The 18,772-nt window shown below is 61.7% G+C and carries 18 protein-coding genes; 8 read left to right on the top strand and 10 right to left on the bottom strand.

Features of this window, described 5'->3' with window-relative positions:
• The first annotated feature begins 60 nt into the window (after positions 1-60).
• From dltA to ABVS03_RS00315, 5 genes are read left to right on the top strand one after another with little or no spacing between them, the layout of a single operon-like run.
• Positions 61-1,683, top strand: coding sequence for a D-alanine--poly(phosphoribitol) ligase subunit DltA (gene dltA / locus ABVS03_RS00335; RefSeq protein WP_368017547.1), 1,623 nt, complete (start codon positions 61-63; stop codon positions 1,681-1,683).
• A gap of 13 nt (positions 1,684-1,696) precedes the next feature.
• Positions 1,697-2,872 carry a D-alanyl-lipoteichoic acid biosynthesis protein DltB gene (gene dltB / locus ABVS03_RS00330; RefSeq protein WP_330970917.1) on the top strand — a complete coding sequence of 392 codons (1,176 nt, stop codon included), beginning with the start codon at positions 1,697-1,699 and terminating at the stop codon, positions 2,870-2,872.
• Position 2,873: 1 nt separating this feature from the next.
• Positions 2,874-3,134: a D-alanine--poly(phosphoribitol) ligase subunit DltC gene (gene dltC / locus ABVS03_RS00325; protein WP_330970916.1), complete on the top strand. Its 261-nt coding sequence runs from the start codon at positions 2,874-2,876 to the stop codon at positions 3,132-3,134.
• 13 nt (positions 3,135-3,147) lie between these two features.
• Positions 3,148-4,380 carry a D-alanyl-lipoteichoic acid biosynthesis protein DltD gene (gene dltD / locus ABVS03_RS00320; protein ID WP_330970915.1) on the top strand — a complete coding sequence of 411 codons (1,233 nt, stop codon included), beginning with the start codon at positions 3,148-3,150 and terminating at the stop codon, positions 4,378-4,380.
• Positions 4,377-4,577: a hypothetical protein gene (locus ABVS03_RS00315; RefSeq protein WP_368017546.1), complete on the top strand. Its 201-nt coding sequence runs from the start codon at positions 4,377-4,379 to the stop codon at positions 4,575-4,577. The genes dltD and ABVS03_RS00315 overlap by 4 nt, the downstream gene beginning before the upstream one ends.
• An 86-nt stretch (positions 4,578-4,663) precedes the next feature.
• Here ABVS03_RS00315 and ABVS03_RS00310 read toward each other — a convergent pair whose 3' ends face one another.
• The 5 genes from ABVS03_RS00310 to ABVS03_RS00290 form a co-directional block, all read right to left on the bottom strand.
• Complete coding sequence (locus ABVS03_RS00310; protein WP_368017545.1) at positions 4,664-6,325, bottom strand: serine hydrolase domain-containing protein; 1,662 nt, start codon at positions 6,323-6,325, stop codon at positions 4,664-4,666.
• 114 nt (positions 6,326-6,439) lie between these two features.
• The gene (locus tag ABVS03_RS00305) at positions 6,440-7,357 is read right to left on the bottom strand and encodes a nucleoside hydrolase (RefSeq protein WP_330970912.1); all 918 of its coding nucleotides are present in this window, start codon (positions 7,355-7,357) and stop codon (positions 6,440-6,442) included.
• 166 nt (positions 7,358-7,523) lie between these two features.
• Complete coding sequence (locus ABVS03_RS00300) at positions 7,524-8,030, bottom strand: Asp23/Gls24 family envelope stress response protein (protein ID WP_330971158.1); 507 nt, start codon at positions 8,028-8,030, stop codon at positions 7,524-7,526.
• 95 nt (positions 8,031-8,125) lie between these two features.
• A complete protein-coding gene (locus ABVS03_RS00295; protein ID WP_368017544.1) occupies positions 8,126-8,488 on the bottom strand; it encodes a DUF2273 domain-containing protein in 363 nt (120 codons plus the stop codon).
• The gene (locus ABVS03_RS00290) at positions 8,481-9,275 is read right to left on the bottom strand and encodes a hypothetical protein (RefSeq protein ID WP_368017543.1); all 795 of its coding nucleotides are present in this window, start codon (positions 9,273-9,275) and stop codon (positions 8,481-8,483) included. The genes ABVS03_RS00295 and ABVS03_RS00290 overlap by 8 nt, the downstream gene beginning before the upstream one ends.
• A gap of 178 nt (positions 9,276-9,453) precedes the next feature.
• Here ABVS03_RS00290 and ABVS03_RS00285 point away from each other — a divergent pair, with 178 nt between their 5' ends.
• Genes ABVS03_RS00285 through ABVS03_RS00275 form a run of 3 tightly spaced genes read left to right on the top strand, consistent with a single transcriptional unit; the run spans position 9,454 to position 13,541 of the window.
• Positions 9,454-10,323: a methylenetetrahydrofolate reductase gene (locus ABVS03_RS00285; RefSeq protein ID WP_368017542.1), complete on the top strand. Its 870-nt coding sequence runs from the start codon at positions 9,454-9,456 to the stop codon at positions 10,321-10,323.
• A complete protein-coding gene (locus ABVS03_RS00280; protein WP_330970908.1) occupies positions 10,313-11,038 on the top strand; it encodes a vitamin B12 dependent-methionine synthase activation domain-containing protein in 726 nt (241 codons plus the stop codon). Before ABVS03_RS00285 ends, ABVS03_RS00280 begins: the two co-directional genes overlap by 11 nt.
• Entirely contained in the window at positions 11,022-13,541 is a 2,520-nt protein-coding gene (locus tag ABVS03_RS00275; protein ID WP_368017541.1) for a homocysteine S-methyltransferase family protein, read from the top strand. Before ABVS03_RS00280 ends, ABVS03_RS00275 begins: the two co-directional genes overlap by 17 nt.
• A gap of 127 nt (positions 13,542-13,668) precedes the next feature.
• On the opposite strand, the gene ABVS03_RS00270 is transcribed toward ABVS03_RS00275, so the two are convergent.
• The 5 genes from ABVS03_RS00270 to ABVS03_RS00250 form a co-directional block, all read right to left on the bottom strand.
• Entirely contained in the window at positions 13,669-14,469 is an 801-nt protein-coding gene (locus ABVS03_RS00270; RefSeq protein WP_330970906.1) for a YebC/PmpR family DNA-binding transcriptional regulator, read from the bottom strand.
• A gap of 143 nt (positions 14,470-14,612) precedes the next feature.
• Positions 14,613-15,296 (bottom strand): ECF transporter S component, encoded by a 684-nt coding sequence (locus ABVS03_RS00265; RefSeq protein WP_368017540.1) that lies wholly within the window; start codon positions 15,294-15,296, stop codon positions 14,613-14,615.
• Entirely contained in the window at positions 15,293-16,726 is a 1,434-nt protein-coding gene (locus ABVS03_RS00260; RefSeq protein WP_368017539.1) for an ABC transporter ATP-binding protein, read from the bottom strand. The genes ABVS03_RS00265 and ABVS03_RS00260 overlap by 4 nt, the downstream gene beginning before the upstream one ends.
• Entirely contained in the window at positions 16,723-17,637 is a 915-nt protein-coding gene (locus tag ABVS03_RS00255) for an energy-coupling factor transporter transmembrane component T (RefSeq protein WP_368017538.1), read from the bottom strand. The genes ABVS03_RS00260 and ABVS03_RS00255 overlap by 4 nt, the downstream gene beginning before the upstream one ends.
• Positions 17,624-18,772: a DUF4430 domain-containing protein gene (locus tag ABVS03_RS00250; protein WP_368017537.1), complete on the bottom strand. Its 1,149-nt coding sequence runs from the start codon at positions 18,770-18,772 to the stop codon at positions 17,624-17,626. Before ABVS03_RS00250 ends, ABVS03_RS00255 begins: the two co-directional genes overlap by 14 nt.

Genomic DNA, 18,772 nt, shown 5'->3' with positions numbered 1-18,772 from the left:
CACCTAAGATGCAGCAGTATCATCCGAAGCGCTATGGCTGCTGACACAAAGGAGCATCTCATGGAGAGTGTCCGTACGGCACAGGAGAAGGAAGACCTGACGACAAACGACCTTCTGGCGCGCATCTGGATCGAGGTCTGCTGCCACCCTGAGGCGCCGGTGTTCCGCATGCTCGGCGAGGAGCGGCTCACCTATGCCGGACTCTGGAAGCGCTCAGGCGTCCTTGCAGACAGGCTCGCCAGCATCCGTCAGGACCGCATCCCGGTGATCGTCCTCGGCCGCAAGTGCCCCGACATGCTCTGCTCTCTTCTTGCCTGCCTGCGTGCTGGACACGCCTTCGTGCCCGTGCACACAAGCATGCCGCAGAGCCGCGTCGAGACGATGTGCGAAGAGATCGAGGAATCGCTCGGATGTGCCCCTTCGATCCTTGTTGCGACATCGAGGGACGAGGCAGCAGCTGCCGGACACCATGAGGAGGGCATGATCTGCGCACCTGAGGTGCTCGAGGCAGCCACGCTTCCCGAGACGGCCGAGCTCAGGCCGAACGAGAGCCAGGGCTGGGTCACAGGCGAGGAGACCCAATACATCATCTTCACGTCCGGCTCGACCGGAAAGCCCAAGGGCATCGAGGTCACCGAGAACGACGTCTCCCACTTCATGGAGTGGCTCGATACGTTCCCGGCCATCCGCGAGCGCGGCCAGGTCTTCATGGACCAGGCACCCTATTCCTTCGACCTCTCCGAGTTCGAGCTCGTGGGCGCGCTTTCTACCGGCGGCTCCCTCTATGCGCTTGCTCCCGAGTCGGCCGCGAACTTCAAGCGCCTCTTTGCCGAGCTCAAGGACTCCCATATGAACGTCTGGGTGTCGACCCCTCCCTTCGCGGACATGTGCCTCGCCGACCCGAGCTTCTCCGAGGAGCTCCTCCCCGACCTCAAGCTCTTCCTCTTCTGCGGCGATACGCTCTCGCACCGTACCGCTAGGGGCCTCAAGAAGCGCTTCCCGCATGCCGTGGTCGCAAACACCTACGGCCCGACCGAGTCGACGGTCGCCATCACCTACGCCGAGATGACCGACGAGATGATCGCAAGCGATGATGCGCTGCCTGTCGGATATCCCCGTCCTGGCACGGAGCTCCATGTCTATCACATCGACGAGCCTGATGGCCCACTCGGCGCCGAGTGCGCAGCCGGCGAGTCCGGCGAGGTCGTGATCGTGGGCGACACCGTGGCGAAGGGCTACCTCGGCGAGCCCGAGAAGACCGCGCATGCCTTCTCCGAAGCCACGCTTGAGGACGGCCGCAAGGTCCGCTCCTTCCGCACGGGCGATATCGGACACCTCGACGAGGATGGCATGCTCCACTACGAGGGGCGCATGGGGTCGCTCATCAAGCTCAACGGCTTCCGCATCGAGCTCGGCGATGTCGAGCACTCGCTCAGAGCCTTGAAGGGCGTGAAGATGGCAGCCGTCGTGCCCGTCAAGCGCCGCGACCGCATCTCTGCGCTCAAGGCTTTCGTCGTCCTCGACCACCCCGAGCCGACCGAAGACGAGACGCCCCGCGCGATCCGCATGCGCCTTGCTGAGAATCTCCCTTCCTACATGGTCCCCAAGACCGTGAAGGTGCTCGACGAGATGCCGCTCACGACGAATGCTAAGATAGACCGCAAGATGCTCGCACAAGCGTAGGAGTCCATCCCGCATGTCTTTCTTCAGCGATTTCAGCTTCTTCTTCATCCTTGCGCTCCTCATGATGGGAGCCGCCTATCTCGGCCTGCACGAGAGGAGCATGAGGAGATACGGGCTGTATGCCTCGATCTTCATGCTCTTCGCCCTCTTCGTGAAGACGCCTCTGGAGGGCCTTTTCTGCTGCATCTTCCTGGCAGATTCCCTTCTCTGTGCGCACTTCCTCTGGGGCGACCCCAAAAGCGCCCGGCGCTTCCATATAGCGCTTGCACTCACGCTCGTGCCGCTCGTCGCCTGCAAGGTGTCGGGTGCCTTCTCGGCAAACATCCTCGGCTTCACCGGCATCTCATATGTGACCTTCCGCTCGGTGCAGGTCCTCGTCGAGACGCATGATGGGCTCATCGAGCGCATGAAGATGAGCGACTATCTCTATTTCCTGATCTTCTTCCCGACCTTCACGTCAGGCCCGATCGACCGCTCGAGGCGCTTTGAGGAAGACCTCGACAACGTGCCCTCGAAGGACGAGTACTCCGGCATGCTTGCCAACGCGATCCTCCTCATCATGCTCGGCATGGTCTACAAGATCGTGCTGGCCACGATCTTCGAGAAGTATTGGGTGCCCGAGTACTTCAACCAGTACAACGAAGGCACTGCCGTCGCTATCTGGCGCCAGTTCAGGAACTGCATCGCCTATGGCCTCTACCTCTTCTTCGACTTTGCCGGCTATTCCTGGATGGCAGAAGGTGCCGGCCTTGCCTTCGGCATCCACGTGCCCAGGAACTTCCGAGCCCCCTTCCTCTCGACCTCAATCACGGACTTCTGGAACCGCTGGCACATCACGCTCTCGACGTGGCTGCGCGACTTCTGCTTCATGCGCATAGCCCGCTCCCTCATGCGCCGCAAGGCCTTCAAGGGAAAGAGCGCACGCCTGCGCACGGCCCAGACCGCCATGATCGCCAATATGCTTATCATGGGATTCTGGCATGGGCTCTCGATCGACTATATCCTCTACGGCCTCTACCACGGCGTGCTTCTTGCTCTGGAGCAGAGCTGGGAGCGCACCAAGTTCTACAAGACGCACCGCCACAAGACGTGGTACCGGATCTGCTCGTGGGCCGTCACGATGGCTCTCGTGTTCTTCGGCTTCGCCCTGTTCTGCGGCCAGATTACGCTGCTCGTGAAAGGAGCATGATATGGCAGAAAAGTATAGCCACGACGAGGTGAAGCAGAAGGTCATCGACCTTCTCTGCGATATCTCCGGCGAGGACGACGTCGCCGACAACATGGACACCGATCTCTTCGAGGAGGGCTACCTCGACTCCATGGGCGCCATCGAGCTGCTTGTCGCCCTCGAGGACGAGCTCGATGTGTCGATTGCGCCGACCGAGGTCGACCGCTCGGAGATGAACACGCCGAATCTCATCATCAAGCAGGTGGAGAAGCGGCTCGACTGAGGTACTCACGCATATGATCACCCGTAGGACCCTACTCAAGACAACTGCAGGAAGCCTCGCCGCCCTGGGCGCCGGGCTCGTCGGTGCAGACGAGTTCCTGTACCCGAAGCTCGAGAACAAGGCGGATGGCTCGCGCATCTATGACTATGTGTACGGCATGCCGAAATCGGAGGCCGTCGACTTCGTGCTCGCAAACATGAGCGACGATGGCCGCTTCTGCTTCGGCACGTCCGAGTTCTATTTCAATGCCGACCTCATCCCCGAGATTGCGCTCAAGGTCTTCGGAGACAATAACCCCGGCGTGGACATGACGCTCATCGGCGAGCCGTTCGACCAGAGCCTCTGGCAGGCCATCGCGGCAGGCGCCTATTGTGCCCATGCAAAGAACAAGGAGTGCGTGCTCTTCGTGAGCCCGCAGTGGTTCTTCAAGAGCGGCGGCGCCCAGAACAAGTTCTCCGGCAAGTTCAACTACGAGCTCTATCGGAACTTCTGCCAGAACACGATGCTCTCGCAGACGACGAAGGACAAAGTGCGCGAGCGTGCCCGCGAGCTCGGCATCTCCTCCGATACACTCGCCGCTGCCAACCAGGACACGCCGTTCGATACGCTGAACGACCTCCAGATCCACGAGGAGAAGACGCTCCGCATCAGAAGCGAGCTCGAGAAGATGATCCAGGGCTCGCCGAGCAAGAGCAAGACGAGGCTTCAGGGCATCCCGACAGGCGAGCCTGACTGGGAAGCCTGGCTCGAGCAGGCCACAGCCGATGGCCAGGCGCGCTGCACGAACAATGAGATCGGTGTCTACGACTCCTACTGGGAGAAGAACAAGAACTACCAGTCAGAGCGTGGCCAGAACTTCGACGAGGCCGAGAGCGAGTGGTCCGACCTCTCGCTCTTCCTCGATGTCACGCGCGAGTGCGGCATGAGCGTGCTCATGATCATGCTGCCGATGCACGGACCCTGGTATGACCATGTCGGCATCGACGAGAGCCAGCGTGCTGCCTGGTATGCCCGCGTCAGGGATGTAGCAGATTCTGCCGGTGCCACCTACGCCGACTTCTCCCCCTGCGAGTACGAGCGCTACTTCTTCTGCGATACCGTGCACCCGGGCTGGCGTGGCTGGGTCCATATCGAGCGCGCCGTCTACCACTTCGTGAACGGCCAGGACGACGAGTTCCTCGGCGGCTGGGGCTACGGCGACGCAGAGGGTGCCGGCACGGACGATATGAGGGGGATCCAGCTATGAGCAAGAAGGACGAGAAGGCGGAGTTCACACCGCTTGCCACCGCGAAGGAGCGCATACTCGACTTCGGGCAGACCCATGAGACGCTGACCTATATCGGGACTGCCGCTGCCATCATCGCAATGGGCCTCCTGCTCTACTGGTTCGTGAGCTTCTCGGGCTACACGGCACCTGCGACCTTCATCTATGCAGGGTTCTAGCGCAAGCTGCCACAAGACCCCGTGACATGGAAGAGGCCTGCCGGAGCGATCCGGCAGGCCTTTCTCGTCTCTCGAAGAAGCCACGCCTACGCAGCCAGCTCTCTTCCTCTCTCCTTCTTCCAGACATGGAGCATGAAGAGGAGCTTTGCGGCACCGGTCAGAAAGAGCACTGCTGCAGATCCGATATAGACGATGCTTACATCTGGCATGAACGTAAGGACATCCCGCCATTTGTAGCCCTGCAATACTGGCATGCAGAGTATGCCCAGAGGCGCCAGCACGTGGAGGCACACGAGGCGCCAGAGCGAGACATCGTGCGGAAGCCTGCCTATCCATTTCCGCCAGCGTCTGAGGCGCACGATGGGAGCTACGGCAAGCAGCACGAAGAGGGCAAGGAAGGCATCTTCCTGTGCGTGCGTCGCGATGCGCTCCGTGGCGCTCACAGGCTCTGCCTTGCCGCCGACGACATTTGCGACGACGCCGTCCGCAAGCTCGTAGAAGGCCGTATTGCCGCCGAAGGCATCCGCCGCGTCTCCGAGCACAGCAATCGCGATGCCGCGCTCAGGGAAGATCATCATGCGTGCTACGCCGTTCTCGACATCTCCGTCATGCGAGAGCACGAGCTCCCCATCGTCCCAGTAGAACGAGATCCAGCCCATACCATAGAAGGCATCGCTGTAGGGGTCGGCAGCACGTGACAGGAACATCTGGCGTATGCCTGCGGCAGAAAGCACCTGGGCGCCGCCTGTAGCGGTCTGGGTGCCCTGGTTCAGGTACATCATGAGGTACTTGCCCATATCGGCCGTGCTTGTGGCCATATAGCCCGAGCTCCAGCTGCCCCAGGAATTATCGCCGTCCTCGTGCACAAAGCCATCCTGGACATTCCAGCCGAAGTAGTTTCTCCAGGCATGGGCAGAGGCACGCGCCTCAAGGCTCGCCGAGGAGTCGTCCATCTCGAGCGGCTCCAGGATATGCTCTTCGACATACTCGTCGTACGCCTCGCCCGAGACGGCCTCGATGACCTTGCCGAGAAGGTCGTAGTTCGCATTCGAATAGGAGAACGTGCCCTGCGTGAGGCCCGGCGTCGCCTCGGCAAGCGAGTCGTAGTAGCCGAATCCGCTTGTCTGGTTGAGGAGCATCCTGATGGTCACATTGTCCGGCGTCCCATAGGCGTCGCAGTAGGTTGCCACCGGTTCATCGAGGTCGATCTTGCCATCCTCGACGAGCTGCATGATCGAGAGGGCCGTGAACGACTTCGTGAGCGAGCCTATGAGCATCGTGTCGTGGTCGCTCTCGATGTCGCCCATCGTTCTCTCGTACTCGGCTCCTGCTGCATCGACGACTACAACGCCTATGCCAGGCGTGCCAGCCGCATCGAAGTTCTCATCGAGATACTCGTCGAGCGCACGATACGTGGAGTAGCTCTTCTTTCCGGATGTCGGGGCAGTCGCCGTACCGTCTTCTGTTGCGTCCTGCGTCTCATCGGTCGTGGGGTTGTCCGAAAGGATGCCGAAGGTCGGCTCGTCGGGGAAATAGTCCTGCACGGCATTCGGCGCATCGGTGCCGACCGCAGGGCCTTCTATGCCCTCCTCGATGCACTGCGCATCCCACGCATCGTCTGGCTCGGGATAGACCGGTGCCTGCGGCTCCCAGCCGCCTCCGGCATAGGCTGCAGCAACGAGGAATGCCGCAGCAGCCACGCCCACAGCTGACTTGATCCAGATATCGCGCATCCTTGTCTGACCCAAGCTCCACATCCCCCTTCGACCTATCTACTCTAGGCGAGATGGGACGCATATTGGAGGGCAAGCGGCAAAGGAGCACAAATGGGCGCACAGCTGAGCGTGCGCTGAAGATATCCGCTAGCGGGAGGCGCGCTCCAGAGCCCACTTGAACCAGGCACGGAATGCATGCACATCGATAGCCGTAGCGACACGGCAGTTCGGATGTGCCGCTTCCTCCCCTATCTTCATGCCGCAGGAGCCGTCGTCTTCGACTTCAAGCTCGCCAGGCACGACCGTGAAGAACTCGGGATGGGTCGCAAGGCCGACCGCTATGGGGTCTGCAATCTCCTTGCCCTTGCCGTCGAGGCTCTGGGCACCGGAGAGCATCGTATAGACGGCATTGCCGACACGGCCCGAAAGGGCGATATCGGCCATATCGAGATCGGACATGCGAACCGCTGCCGCTACCTCGACCGGCACGAGGAAGACATCGAGACCGGAGGCAAGGACCGCCTTCGCGCTTGCAGGGTCTGCTGCGACATTCCTGCCGGCACGCTGCAGCGTATCTCCTGTTCCCATGGTCGAACCCATGCAGAAGACGGGCCCCAGGATATCGGGCAGATCGGGGTGCGCCTCGAGTGCATCGGCGAGGTTCGTGAGCGGTGCAAGGCAGATCATACAGGCACGCTGGCCTTTTGCTGCTGCGCTCTTCGCCGTCTGGCAGATGGCATCCTTCGCAGGCACGTTGTAGAAGAGGTCCCATGCTTCATCGGCAAAGACCCAGGAGCCCAGACCGGACGGTCCGAGCGTCGGCTGCATGTAGTGGCGCTTCTCGGAATTCGGAAGGTCGCGTCCCCTGGCAACAAGTGCACGGGTACCGAGGAAGGCCTCGAGCTTCAGCGCATTGGCTGTTGCCTGGTTGACGCCGATCGATCCCCCGACGGTCGTCACAAGCGACGTATCGAGACGTGAGCAGGTCAGCGCTATGAAGAGCGCAGCCGCATCATCGACACCTGGATCCACATCGATGATTGCAGGGGTGCCGCATGTGCTCATAGCTCCTCCTCAACGCTTCCAGATTTCTGACAAATATACCGCAGCGGGGACATTTGGCAACCGACTGGACCTGCCTGGTTACAAATCATATATAAAAAGCCTGCATGCAAGGCATGCAGGCTTATCTTTTCTTGCTCGGCTGTTCAGATGCTGACTTTTCAGCTTCCTAGGCCTTGGCAGGCTCCGTCGAAGCGACCGGTGCCACATCCTCCTCGGACTCCTGTGCCTCGGCCTCACTTTCGGCATCGGCATCTGCCTCTTCCTCGGCTGCGCGCTTCGCGTTGCGGGAGACCTCTTCAGGCGTGAGGACATCCTCGATGCGCAGGTTCACGCCTGCAACCTCGAGACCCGTCATCCCCATGACCTGCTTCACGACGGCCTTCTTCACGTCCTCGAAGATCTGCGGTGCATAGGCACCATACTCGATCAGGACGGAGATGTTCACGCGCACGGCAGCATCAGGCGTCACCTCGACCGTCACGCCCTTCCTGGGGTCGGTCGCACCAAGGGCATCCTGCACGCGGTTCACCCAGCCGCCCTTCATGCCGACAACGCCAGGAACGTCGCGTACGGCGAGGGCGACGATCTTCTCGATCACGCCGTTGCTGAACGTCAGCGAATCCTCGGAGTTGTCATCCTCCTCTGCTGCCACGATGTCTTCCGTATCGGTCATGCTCTCCTGTCCATCAGGAGCAGCATACGTGGCCTTTGCTGTGTCCTTCGTCTCTGTATCCATACATCCACTCCTTGCTCGTCTCGATTATCCAGCTATCTTCCGTCATCCTTCGGACCCATGAGGCCACGGAAGAATGAGATGATCTTCGGGTCGCCGTCAAGCATCTGGCCTATTGCGACGCCTATGGTCACGCAGAGCGCAACAAGAAGCGTTGCCCAGAAGCCGATTGCAAAGAGAAGGATTGCGACGATGAGGCCCAAAAAGCCGCAGAGCACCGCATTCTCGTGGCCCGGAAACGTCTTGTGGAGCCACGCCTCGGCTGCCTCGAGAGGACGGGCACCAGCCTTCTGCTTCGTGGAAGCCGTGTCTGCTACAGCGTCCCTGCTGGCTTCCGATGCTCCCTTCGCATCACGCTTGGGCTCGTCCTCGTCGACCGTCACTTTCGGCCTATTCATGCGCCTCCTCCTCCCTCGGGGTCCTGCCCTTCATGAAGATCGTCACGCCGTCGCCCGACGCTGCAGGATGAACCTCGGGCTCATCTGCTGCAGCAGGAGCATCCTCTTCGGCGACAGAGCCGCCCTCTGCGGAAGGCGTCTCGGCGGTGTCCTCTGAGGAATCATCCTCAGATGCAGACACGCTGTCAGATGCCTCCTCTGCCGGAGCATCGGCATCGCCCGCCGGCACATCGAAGAGGTGGTCATAGGACTCAGGCTCGGAAAGCGAGCTCGGCTCTTCAGGTGCCAGGAACTCGAGGCTGATCGAGGAGATCCTCTCGCCGCAGAGCTTTGTCAGGCCCTCTTCGAGCTCCTCCTTGAGCTCGCGCCCCTTCTCGACGGCAGAGACCGTCTCGTGCGGACGGATCGTCAAATGGACCGATATCATGCCATGCTTCTCCGCGAAGACCGCGACCTTCGTCGCTTCGCAGGAGCCATCCTCCTCGACGATGTAGGTAGCCTGGGAGGCAATCGCATCGCGGGTGATTGCAATCGTCGAGCCCTCTTCATCCTCGAGCTCGATCGTCTGTGCCTTCTTGCGGCGGGCAAGCACGCGGACCCACATCACGAAGCTGCCGATGAGGGAGAAGGCAACGCATCCCTGCACGGCATAGCTGTAGCTGTCGACGGCAAAGAGCGCGAGCGCCTCCTTCGTCCACGGTCCGAAGATCGTGAGCACAAGCGCGGCAAACGCGAAAATCGTCGCCAGGAACCACAGGGTCATCGCGAGCTTCTTCAGAAATCCCATGCTGCCACCTCCGCCAGCGTCAGATACATCCCAAGGATACCCCGTTTCGCCGACATGAGTCTGCGAGGCCGGCCCTCTTGTCCCTGCCATGAAATCTGCCACGATTCTGCAGCTGAGATGCAGATGAAACAGAGCTCCCATATGATGGAAAGACAGATACTCGAGAAAGGTGCACCGGATGAGAATCGACGAGCTGCTGAAGACAAAGCAGACCTATTCCTATGAGATCTTCCCGCCAAAGGGCACGATGCCGCTTTCCGATGCGCGCAAGGTGGCAGAAGCGCTCGCTCAGGACCATCCTGACTGGATATCGACGACATTCTCTGCTGGCGGCACCGGCTCCTCCTCGCATACGGCAGAGATCTGCAACACGGTCCAGAACGACCTCGGCATCACCTCCCTTGCGCACCTGACCTGCCTCGGCTCCTCGAAGGAGGATGTCGAGCGCTATGTGGGAAAGCTCGATCGGGCAGGCGTCTCCAATGTCCTGGCGCTCAGAGGCGACCGCGCCCCAGGACGCGATGCCATCGACTTCACGTATGCGTCAGACCTCATCTCCTACCTCAAGGCACAGCACCCCGAGCTCTGCCTCGGCGCTGCCTGCTATCCGGAGGGACACGTGGAGTCGCCGTCCATGAGGAGATCGCTCGAGAACCTGAAGCGCAAGCAGGATGCCGGCGCCGACTTCTTCGTGACGCAGCTCTTCTTCGACAACGAGACGTTCTACCGCTTCCGCGACCTCTGCGCCCGTGGCCGCATCAAGATCCCCATCGTTGTGGGCATCATGCCGTTCACGAGCCAGAAGCAGATCACGCGCATGGCATTCACGTGCGGGGCATCCATTCCCTCTGCCGTGATCAAGCGCATCATCGCCGCAGGAGACGACCCGGCCGAGCAGGCAAAGGCAGGCGTTGCCTACGCAATCGAGCAGCTCCAGGACCTCGCACAGAACGGCGTCGACGGCCTCCACATCTATACGATGAACAAGCCTGCCATGGCGCACGAGATCCACGAGGCGCTTGTGGGGTGCGGCTACCTTGCCAGCTAGCACATCCGTCTCCCGCTACGAGATATCCTCTGTCGACAAGGAGGAGGTGCTCCGCTACCTTGGCTATGCCGGGCAGGAGTATAGCCCATCCTTGGATGGCAGGATCGATGCGGCCATCGGGCATGCCCTCGCTATCTCCGAACCGAAGGGGGTCATGCGCCCCTTCGAGGTCGAGCGCATAGACGAAGGCGAGAATCCCTGCGTCCATCTCAAGGGTACGGCACTCAAGCTTCCCGGCCACGATATCGCAGAGCATCTTGCCGGGGCCCAGGCCGCAGCCGTCTTCGCGGTGACCTTGGGCATGTCGAATGAGCGGGAGCTCAGACGCCTCTCGCTTACCGACCATCTCGAGCAGATCCTCTTCGATGCTGCCTCAGTCGCACTCGTCGAGCGTGCCGCCGACGCTGCAGAGGCAGAAGCCGTGAAGTGGGCAGCAGGCCAGGGACTCTTCTGCACCTGGCGCTACTCTCCTGGCTACGGAGACCTGCCGCTTGCCGTGCAGCCGACGCTCCTTTCTGCCCTCAATGCCCAGAGGCTCTTGGGCATCACGCTCTCGCCGAGCCTCCTCATGACACCGACGAAGAGCGTCACGGCCATTGTCGGCTGTTTCACGGAACCGAAGAGAAGCACGCACATGAGCTGCGCCAAGTGCGTCTGCCACGATTTCTGCACATTCCGTGTCCAGGGAAGGACCTGCCATGACAGAAGGAAATAGGACCCTGTCCTCTGTTGCTATCCGCGACCCGAAGGTGCCGGCATCTGCCCCCTTCGGGCCTGGTACCAAGCGCACGCTCAGAATCAAGGACGAGCACCTCGCCCACGTGCTCGAAGGTCAGGAGTTCCTCCTCTTCGATGGCGCCATGGGAACGCAGCTCCAGGAACGTGGCATGAAGGCAGGAGAGCTGCCAGAGCTCCTCTGCCTTGAAGATCCGGACAATGTCACAGCCATCCATGCCGCTTACGTCGAGGCTGGTGCAGAGGCCGTGACGACGAACACGTTCGGCGCGAATGCCCTGAAGCTTGCCGGCAAGGCGACCGTGCGCCATATCTTCGAGGCAGCCGTCTCCTGCGTGCGTGCAGCAGGAGCGCGCTATGTTGCGGCGGATATCGGCCCCACAGGAGCCCTTCTCGAGCCCATGGGGACCATGAAGTTCGAAGAGGCCTATGGGCTCTTTGCCGAAGAGGCAATCGCGGCAGAAGGGGCAGGAGCCGACCTCTTCGTGATCGAGACGATGGCAGACCTCGCCGAGGCGAAGGCTGCCCTCCTTGCGGTCAAGGAACATACGCAGCTGCCGGCATTCGTGACAATGACATTCGGAGAGGACGGGCGTACCTTCCTCGGCACGACGCCTGAAGTCGCTGCCGTGACGCTCTCCTCGCTCGGTGCCGATGCTGTCGGCATCAACTGCTCGCTTGGCCCTGAAGACGTGGAGCCGCTTGTGCTCCGCATGCTCCCCTACCTTTCCTGCCCCTGCATGGTGCAGGCCAATGCGGGACTCCCTGAGGTGCATGACGGTGTGACGACCTATGGAATCGACGCCGAGGAATTCGTCTCAGCCATGAAGCCCATGGTCGAGGCAGGCGTCTCCATTGTCGGCGGCTGCTGCGGCACGGCACCCGACTATATCGCGCGCGAGCGTGCCCTCATCGATGGGATCGGCACGCCCCGTCCCCATGCGCTCTCCCCCGACTTCACGGTCGCAAGCTCCCAGGAGCTCCTCTCGCTTGCTCCGGGACATATTGCCGTCATCGGCGAGCGCATCAACCCGACGGGCAAGAAGCGCATGAAGGAGGCATTGCGCTCCGGGGACTTCGACTACATCCTGACGCTCGCTATCGAGCAGGAACGCGCCGGCGCCCAGGTGCTCGACGTGAATGTGGGTCTGCCTGAGATAGACGAGACGAAGCTCCTCAAGCGTGCCGTCACGGACATCTCAGGCGTCACATCGCTGCCGCTCCAGGTCGACTCGGCAACGGCTTCCGCGGTCGAGGCAGCTGTCAGGAGCTATCCGGGAAAGCCGCTCATCAACTCCACGAATGGCCGCAAAGACATGATGGAGGAGATGATTCCGCTTGCCCACCACTATGGGTGCGCGCTCGTCTGCCTGACGCTCGACGAGGCAGGCATCCCGGCCACGGCAGAAGGACGCCTCGCCGTCGCGCGCAAGATCTATGACCGTGCCCGCAAGGAAGGCATGCCGGCACAGGACCTTGTCTTCGACTGCCTTGCTATGGCAGCAAGCACGGATCAGAAGGCGCCTGGCGAGATCTTGAAGAGCATCCGCCTCGTGAAGGAGGCGATGCCGGGTGTCCGCACGGTCCTCGGCGTCTCGAACATCAGCTTCGGCCTTCCCTTCCGCCCCTTGATCAATGCGACCTTCCTCGCTGCTGCCTTTGCTGCCGGACTCGACCTCGCTATCATCAACCCGGGCCAGCAGCGCATGCACGATGTCGTGAGCGCCTGGCGCGTGCTTTCAGGCGAAGACGAGGCAGCCCGTGCCTATGTCGAGGAGAATGCCGGCCGTACCGAGGCAAAGGGCCCGGCCGCTGCTGCCGGCACCCCTGCCGCCCCGAGCACATCGTCTGCTGCCGCAACGCCTGAAGAGGCTGCCCTTCAGGGCGTGCTCGATGGCAGGAAGGCAGCCGTCAAGGCGGCGACAGAGAAGCTCCTCGAAGGCCACGATGCGATGTATGCGATCAACCAGGTGCTGATTCCTGCCCTTGACGAGGTTGGCGTGCGCTTCGAGAAGGGCACGTTCTTCCTGCCTCAGCTCATGGCATCAGCTGAGGCAGCAAAGGCAGGATTCGATGCAATCAAGGCATCGCAGCCGAAGGACGCCGTGCCGACGAAGGGCAAGATCGCGCTCTGCACCGTCAGGGGCGACATCCACGATATCGGGAAGAACATCGTGAAGATGCTCCTCGAGAACTATGGCTACGAGGTCTTGGACGTCGGCCGCGATGTGGATCCGCAGGCGTTCTGCGATGTCGTGGTCGAGCACCATGTGAAGCTCGCAGGGCTCAGCGCACTCATGACAACAACGGTACCGGCCATGGGAGAGACGATCGAGCTCCTGCGCAAGCAGGCACCCTGGTGCAAGGTCGTCGTCGGAGGCGCCGTCCTGAATCCCGAGTACGCGAAGATGGTCGGCGCCGACTACTACGCGAAGGACGCCGCCGAGACCGCAAAGATCGCAGCCGAGGTCCTGGGGCAATAGGCACCACCTAGAGACACAGCGAAGGGCGGCAGGGACGCTTCCCCTGCCGCCCTTCATGGCCTGCCTCCGTATAGCAGAAGGGTGCCCGGATGAACCGGACACCCTTCTGTGCGCTCTGGAATGGAGGCTACTCGTCCTCTTCGAGCTGCTCTGCGACCTCGTCGGAGACAGACATCGTCGAGTAGACGTTCTGGACGTCGTCGAGCTCCTCGAGGCGGTCGATCAGACGCTGGACCTTGCGAGCGTCAGCGAGACCAAGCTCGACCGGCGTGTTCGGGACCATCGTGAGCTCGGAACCCTTGACCTCGATGCCCTGATCCTCGAGACCCTTTTCGACGTCCTGCATCTTGTCATACGCGGTGTAGACGATCCACTCGTCGCCTGCGTCCTCGTAATCCTCGCCGCCAGCCTCGGCCACGGCCATCATGAACTCGTCCTCGTCGACAGCGTTCTCCTTGTCGGGAACCTTCTTCTCGTCGGAGACGATGACCTTCTCCACGGCGATGGAGCCCTTGCGGGTGAACTGGAAGGCGACAGAACCGGTCGTGCCGAGGTTGCCGCCTGCATGCGTGAAGACGGAGCGGACATCAGCAGCGGTGCGGTTCAGGTTGTCGGTCAGGCACTCGACGTAGACGGCAACGCCTGCAGGGCCATAGCCTTCGTACGTGACCTCCTTGTACACGACAGCCTCGGCGCCAGAGCCGAAGGCCTTGTCGATGGCAGCCTGAATCTTCGCGTTCGGCATGGAAACCATGCGGGCACGGGCGATTGCTGCAGCAAGGGAAGCGTTGTTTGCGGGGTTCGGGTCTCCGCCGGTACGGGCTGCGACGGTGATGTTGCGGGAATGCTTGGAGAAGAGCGCAGAACGCTTTGCGTCGATTGCGGCCTTCTTGTGCTTCGTGGTAGCCCACTTAGAGTGTCCGGACATGCACATCTCCTTCTAGATTGGCAAAACATACAGATAATACAAAAGCAGGGATGACTTTGCAAATAGAAGATGCCAAAGTGTGGCACCTCTGCGAAGGTCCCCGGAAGCCATGGTGGTACGTACAATCTGCGTTTGTGCGGCTATCAATCATAGCGCGCCAGAGCACGTCTGAGCGATCTGCCCCAAGGAATCCAGACAAGCAGCAGGAATCCAGCGGTAGAAAGCCCATGCACGAGGTCGAGCGGCAGTCCTGCGAGGAAGGCGGCAATGACAGTCTCGGGCACGAGCGGACGCACATAGCCCAGGACATACCAGCCATTGAGGATTGCCCCATAGAGAAGGCCTGAGAGCACGCCTGAGACGGCGAGCTGCCACTTGCTATGCAAGAGCCCATGACGTGCCAGAACGCCTCCGAGATAGCCTACAAGCCCCCAGGCATACATCTGGAGCGGTGTCCAGGCGCCCTGCCCGAAAAAGAAGTTCGAGAGGAGCGCTGCGAAGGCGCCGACGGCAAAGCCGCTCTCCGGCCCCAGAAGCGCCCCTGAAAGTATTGCGATGGCAGAGACCGGCTTCACATCGGGCACAGCCGCAAAGAGGATCCTGCCCGCTGCCGCCAGAGCAGAAAGGCAGGCTACAGGCATCATCTGCCGGAGCGCCGGCTTTCCCGCCTCGATGCGGGCGAACATGAAGAGGATGGCAACGGCTGCCGCAAGGAGCGCAAGCCCGCCCGATATGGCAGAGCCCGTCCAGGCAGACCAGAGCATGAGGAGAGGGACAAGGGCCAGGACCAGAGGCTCCGAGGCCTTGAGGATGCGCTGCCACATCATCTGCGCCCCCAGAGCCAGCTTCTGGAAAGGAAGCTCTCTGCATCTGTGCTCACTGCCGCTCCCCCATCGAAGATGAGCGTGACCGTATTGGCTAGCGCTCGCACAAGCTCGGTATCGTGCGTCGCGCAGACGATGGTCGTGCCTGCCTCCTGCACCTTCTGGAGCGCCGCAGCCAGCCTTCTCTTCGAACTCCGGTCAAGTCCCGTCGTCGGCTCATCCAGAAGCAGGATATCCGGCTTCGCAAGCAGCAGCTTCGCAATCGCCAGGAGCTCTTCCTGCCCGCCCGAGACGTCGTAGGGGTGCCGTGCGAGGAATGCCTCGTCCTGAGGAAGGCCCAGGGCCTCGAGCACCTCCAGAGCCTCTTTCCTGCCATAGCCAACAGAAGGTCCCCATTCCAGAAGCTCCTCTGAGATGGACGGCTTCTCGAAGAGCGCGCGCGGGTTCTGCGGCAGGAACGCCTGCATCTTCGCATGGGCGTTCCTCGCCTTTCCATGCTGCACCGAAGCGATGCCTGCAAGTACAGCAAGCGCCGTCGACTTGCCCGATCCATTGCCGCCCAGAAGCACGCTGAAGCTTCCCTCAGGCACCGCAAACGAGAGGTCGCGAAGCACCCAGGGGGCACGCGCGGCATAGCGCTGGTAGACGCGCTCAAGCTCTGCTGCCACACCAGCTGCAGCAGGATGCACGGCCGCCATGCCAGAAAGCGCTGAGGGTGCCTCTGCAAAGGCTCTGGCCTCTGCCTCTGCAAGCGTGCCTCCTGCGGAAAGCATGAAGGCCCTGTCTGCATAGGGGACAAGCGTGGCTGGGTCGTGCGTCGCGACGATGACAGTGATGCCGAGCTCCTGGTTCATGCGCCAGAGCAGCCCCAGGAAGGTCTTTGCGGCAAGCGGATCGAGCATGGAGGTCGGCTCGTCCAGGAGGAGAAGACGTGGCCTCATGACCATGAGCGATGCCAGGGCAAGAATCTGCTTCTGGCCGCCCGAAAGCTCGGAGGTGCGCTTCCGGAACCAGGAGGCGATACCGAAGAAATAGCAGGTCTCGGCTATGCGCTGGCGCATCTCTTCCTGCGTCGAGCCCAGATTCTCGAGGCCGAAGGCAAGCTCGTGCCAGACCGTATCGCAGACGATCTGGCTCTCGGGGTCCTGGAACACGTATCCGATGCCAGAGGCAGACTCGGCCGGAGAGAGTGCATCAATCGGACGTCCGAAGAAGGAGATAGTGCCAGAAAACCTGCCGTGAGGTGCCAGCTCTGGCTTCGCGAGACGCAGAAGCGTTGTCTTGCCCGAGCCATTCTGGCCGGAGAGGATCGTGAAGGAGCCTTCCGGCACGGAGAATGTGATGTCGGCAAGGACATCTGGCCCCTGCCGCTCCCCTTCCGGCACTGCATAGGCAAAGCTCACGTGGCTGAACTCCAGAGCGCTTTCTGTCATCTCTCCTCCTTCCGCCAGAGCATCCGCTCATGCACGAGAGATCCTATGGGCAGGGCTGCAAGCATCATATAGGGCACATAGCCCCACCAGAAGACAAGCGTAGGCATTGTGGGATAGAAGTGCCATTGTCCGACCGCCATGCCCGCAGGCACAGCCGAGGCAAGCCCGAGCGCGGCAAGGCCGATAAGCGCCACGGCATCCCGTGCATGGAATTCGTGCGTCTGGAAGGCTGACCGCTTCTGCCCCCGTGCCCACCCGCGGGCGCGCATCGCATCGGCACGTCCGATCGAGTCCTCGAGCATCCAGGAGAGCAGGATCCCTCCCGCCAGGATATCGGTCCGCTCCTTGGCAGACGAGGGCTGCCTTGCGGCAGTCGTCGCGAGATGGACGTCCTTCACGGCGTGATATCTCCTCATGCTCTGGGGCACGAGCTGGGCAGCGATAGCCAAAGTCGTCGCCGTAGCAGGCGCCTTCGTGCCCATCATCTGCATGATCTCGTCCTCGCTCACCATGGAGCTGAGGTTCTCGCACCAGAGCATGACAGAAAGAAGGACTGCGCCCATCATCGCCCCGTAGGCGAGGCTCTCGAGCTTAATCGTGAAGGGGCCGAGCACGCAAAGCGTCGTTGCCCCATACCCGGCAAAGAGAGCATTCACGCAGGCCATGAGAAGGACAAGGCCCAGCTGCCAGCGAAGCTTTGCAAGCGTACGCATCCAGCCACGGAGAATTCCTGAGAGCACGAATGCTGAGACGAGACTCAGGCACACATAGACCGGCTGCAGGGCAAACATGGCAAAGAGCAGAAGGGCGGTTCCTGCGGCAAGCGCAACGGCTGGATGGAAGGAGGCGAAGGGACGGAGTGTCTCCGAGACGTCCGCCCCTCTCTCCCCGAAATCATCAGTAGGAGACATAGGCCCACGCAATCGTGTCACCAGATGAGAGCACATAGTTCGCAGCGGAACAGGAAGGCTCGACGCCGTTCACGGCATAGACCCAGCCACGCCTGTCGCGCGAGCTCGCCTCGACGCCGCCAATCCCTGTGATATAGATTCCGTACTGCGTGTTCTGCGTGCTTACGCTATACCCTGCAGCCTCAAGCGCATCGAGGACCGATGAGCCTAAGGGCACGCTGGCCGAAGCAGACGTTGAGTTGCCGCCACCGAGCGTGGAATCGACAGAAACCGTGACCGCGATCCGGGACGGTGCAGAAGACGTGCCAGCAGGTGCTGCATCCCCCGATGGAGATGATGGGCTCGTCGGGCCTCCGCCCTGAACCCGATCGGGAGGGTCCGAAGAGCCTCCAGGCGCCCCGGCGCCAGGAGAAGCGCTGCTCTGAGGCGAGGCGGGGCCCGCTGTGCTGTCGGAGCCCTTCTTGGAGGACCCATCGTCTGCAGCTGCCGCATCACCCGCTGCATCCGCGCTGTCGCCGCCCCCGGATTCCGGCACATCGGCAAGGCCAAGGTCCTGCCAGGTTGCATCGGAGAGCTTGTAGGACGACAGCGCAGAGAGAAGCTCCTTCGTGCTTCGGGCCTCTGGCGAAGGAGACGCCCCTGCGTCGAGCGTGCCTTCGAAGACCTGGACGCCCGCTGTCGTGCTGACGCTCCAGGAGACGGCGGGTGCATCCGCACCTGTTTGGTCTTCTATCCACTGTGCAAGGGCGAGGAGGCGCTTTGCCGCAAGCGGCACAACGTCCTGGGCCGCCCCGTCATCCACCACAGATACGAGGATGCCTCCGTCGTCCTGGATCGTGACTGCAGTAGAAGAAGGGTCGAGGCCGACATCCTCTCCCTGCCACACAAGATCCCCGAGCGCCGCCTGGATGCGGGCTTCTGTAAGTGCTGGCTGCTCCTGGACCACGCTTGCGCTATCCGCGATGGACGAGGCCGAGACCAGATTCGGCCCCAGGAGCGCGACAAAGCCGGCAAGGGCTGCTGCCACAAGGACGAGTCCCGCGGCAAGCGGCAGCTTCCAGCCTAAGCGCCTCCTGTCCCCTGCTTTCTGCCCGCCCTCTTCGCCCTCAGGGTCATGGACGATGTATCCTGCCAC

The sequence above is a fragment of the Olsenella sp. AGMB03486 genome (assembly GCF_040884255.1).
GTDB classification, from domain to species: domain Bacteria; phylum Actinomycetota; class Coriobacteriia; order Coriobacteriales; family Atopobiaceae; genus Olsenella_L; species Olsenella_L kribbiana.
Note: the sequence above shows the minus strand (reverse complement) of the source record. Positions and strands in the feature narration are given on the sequence as shown.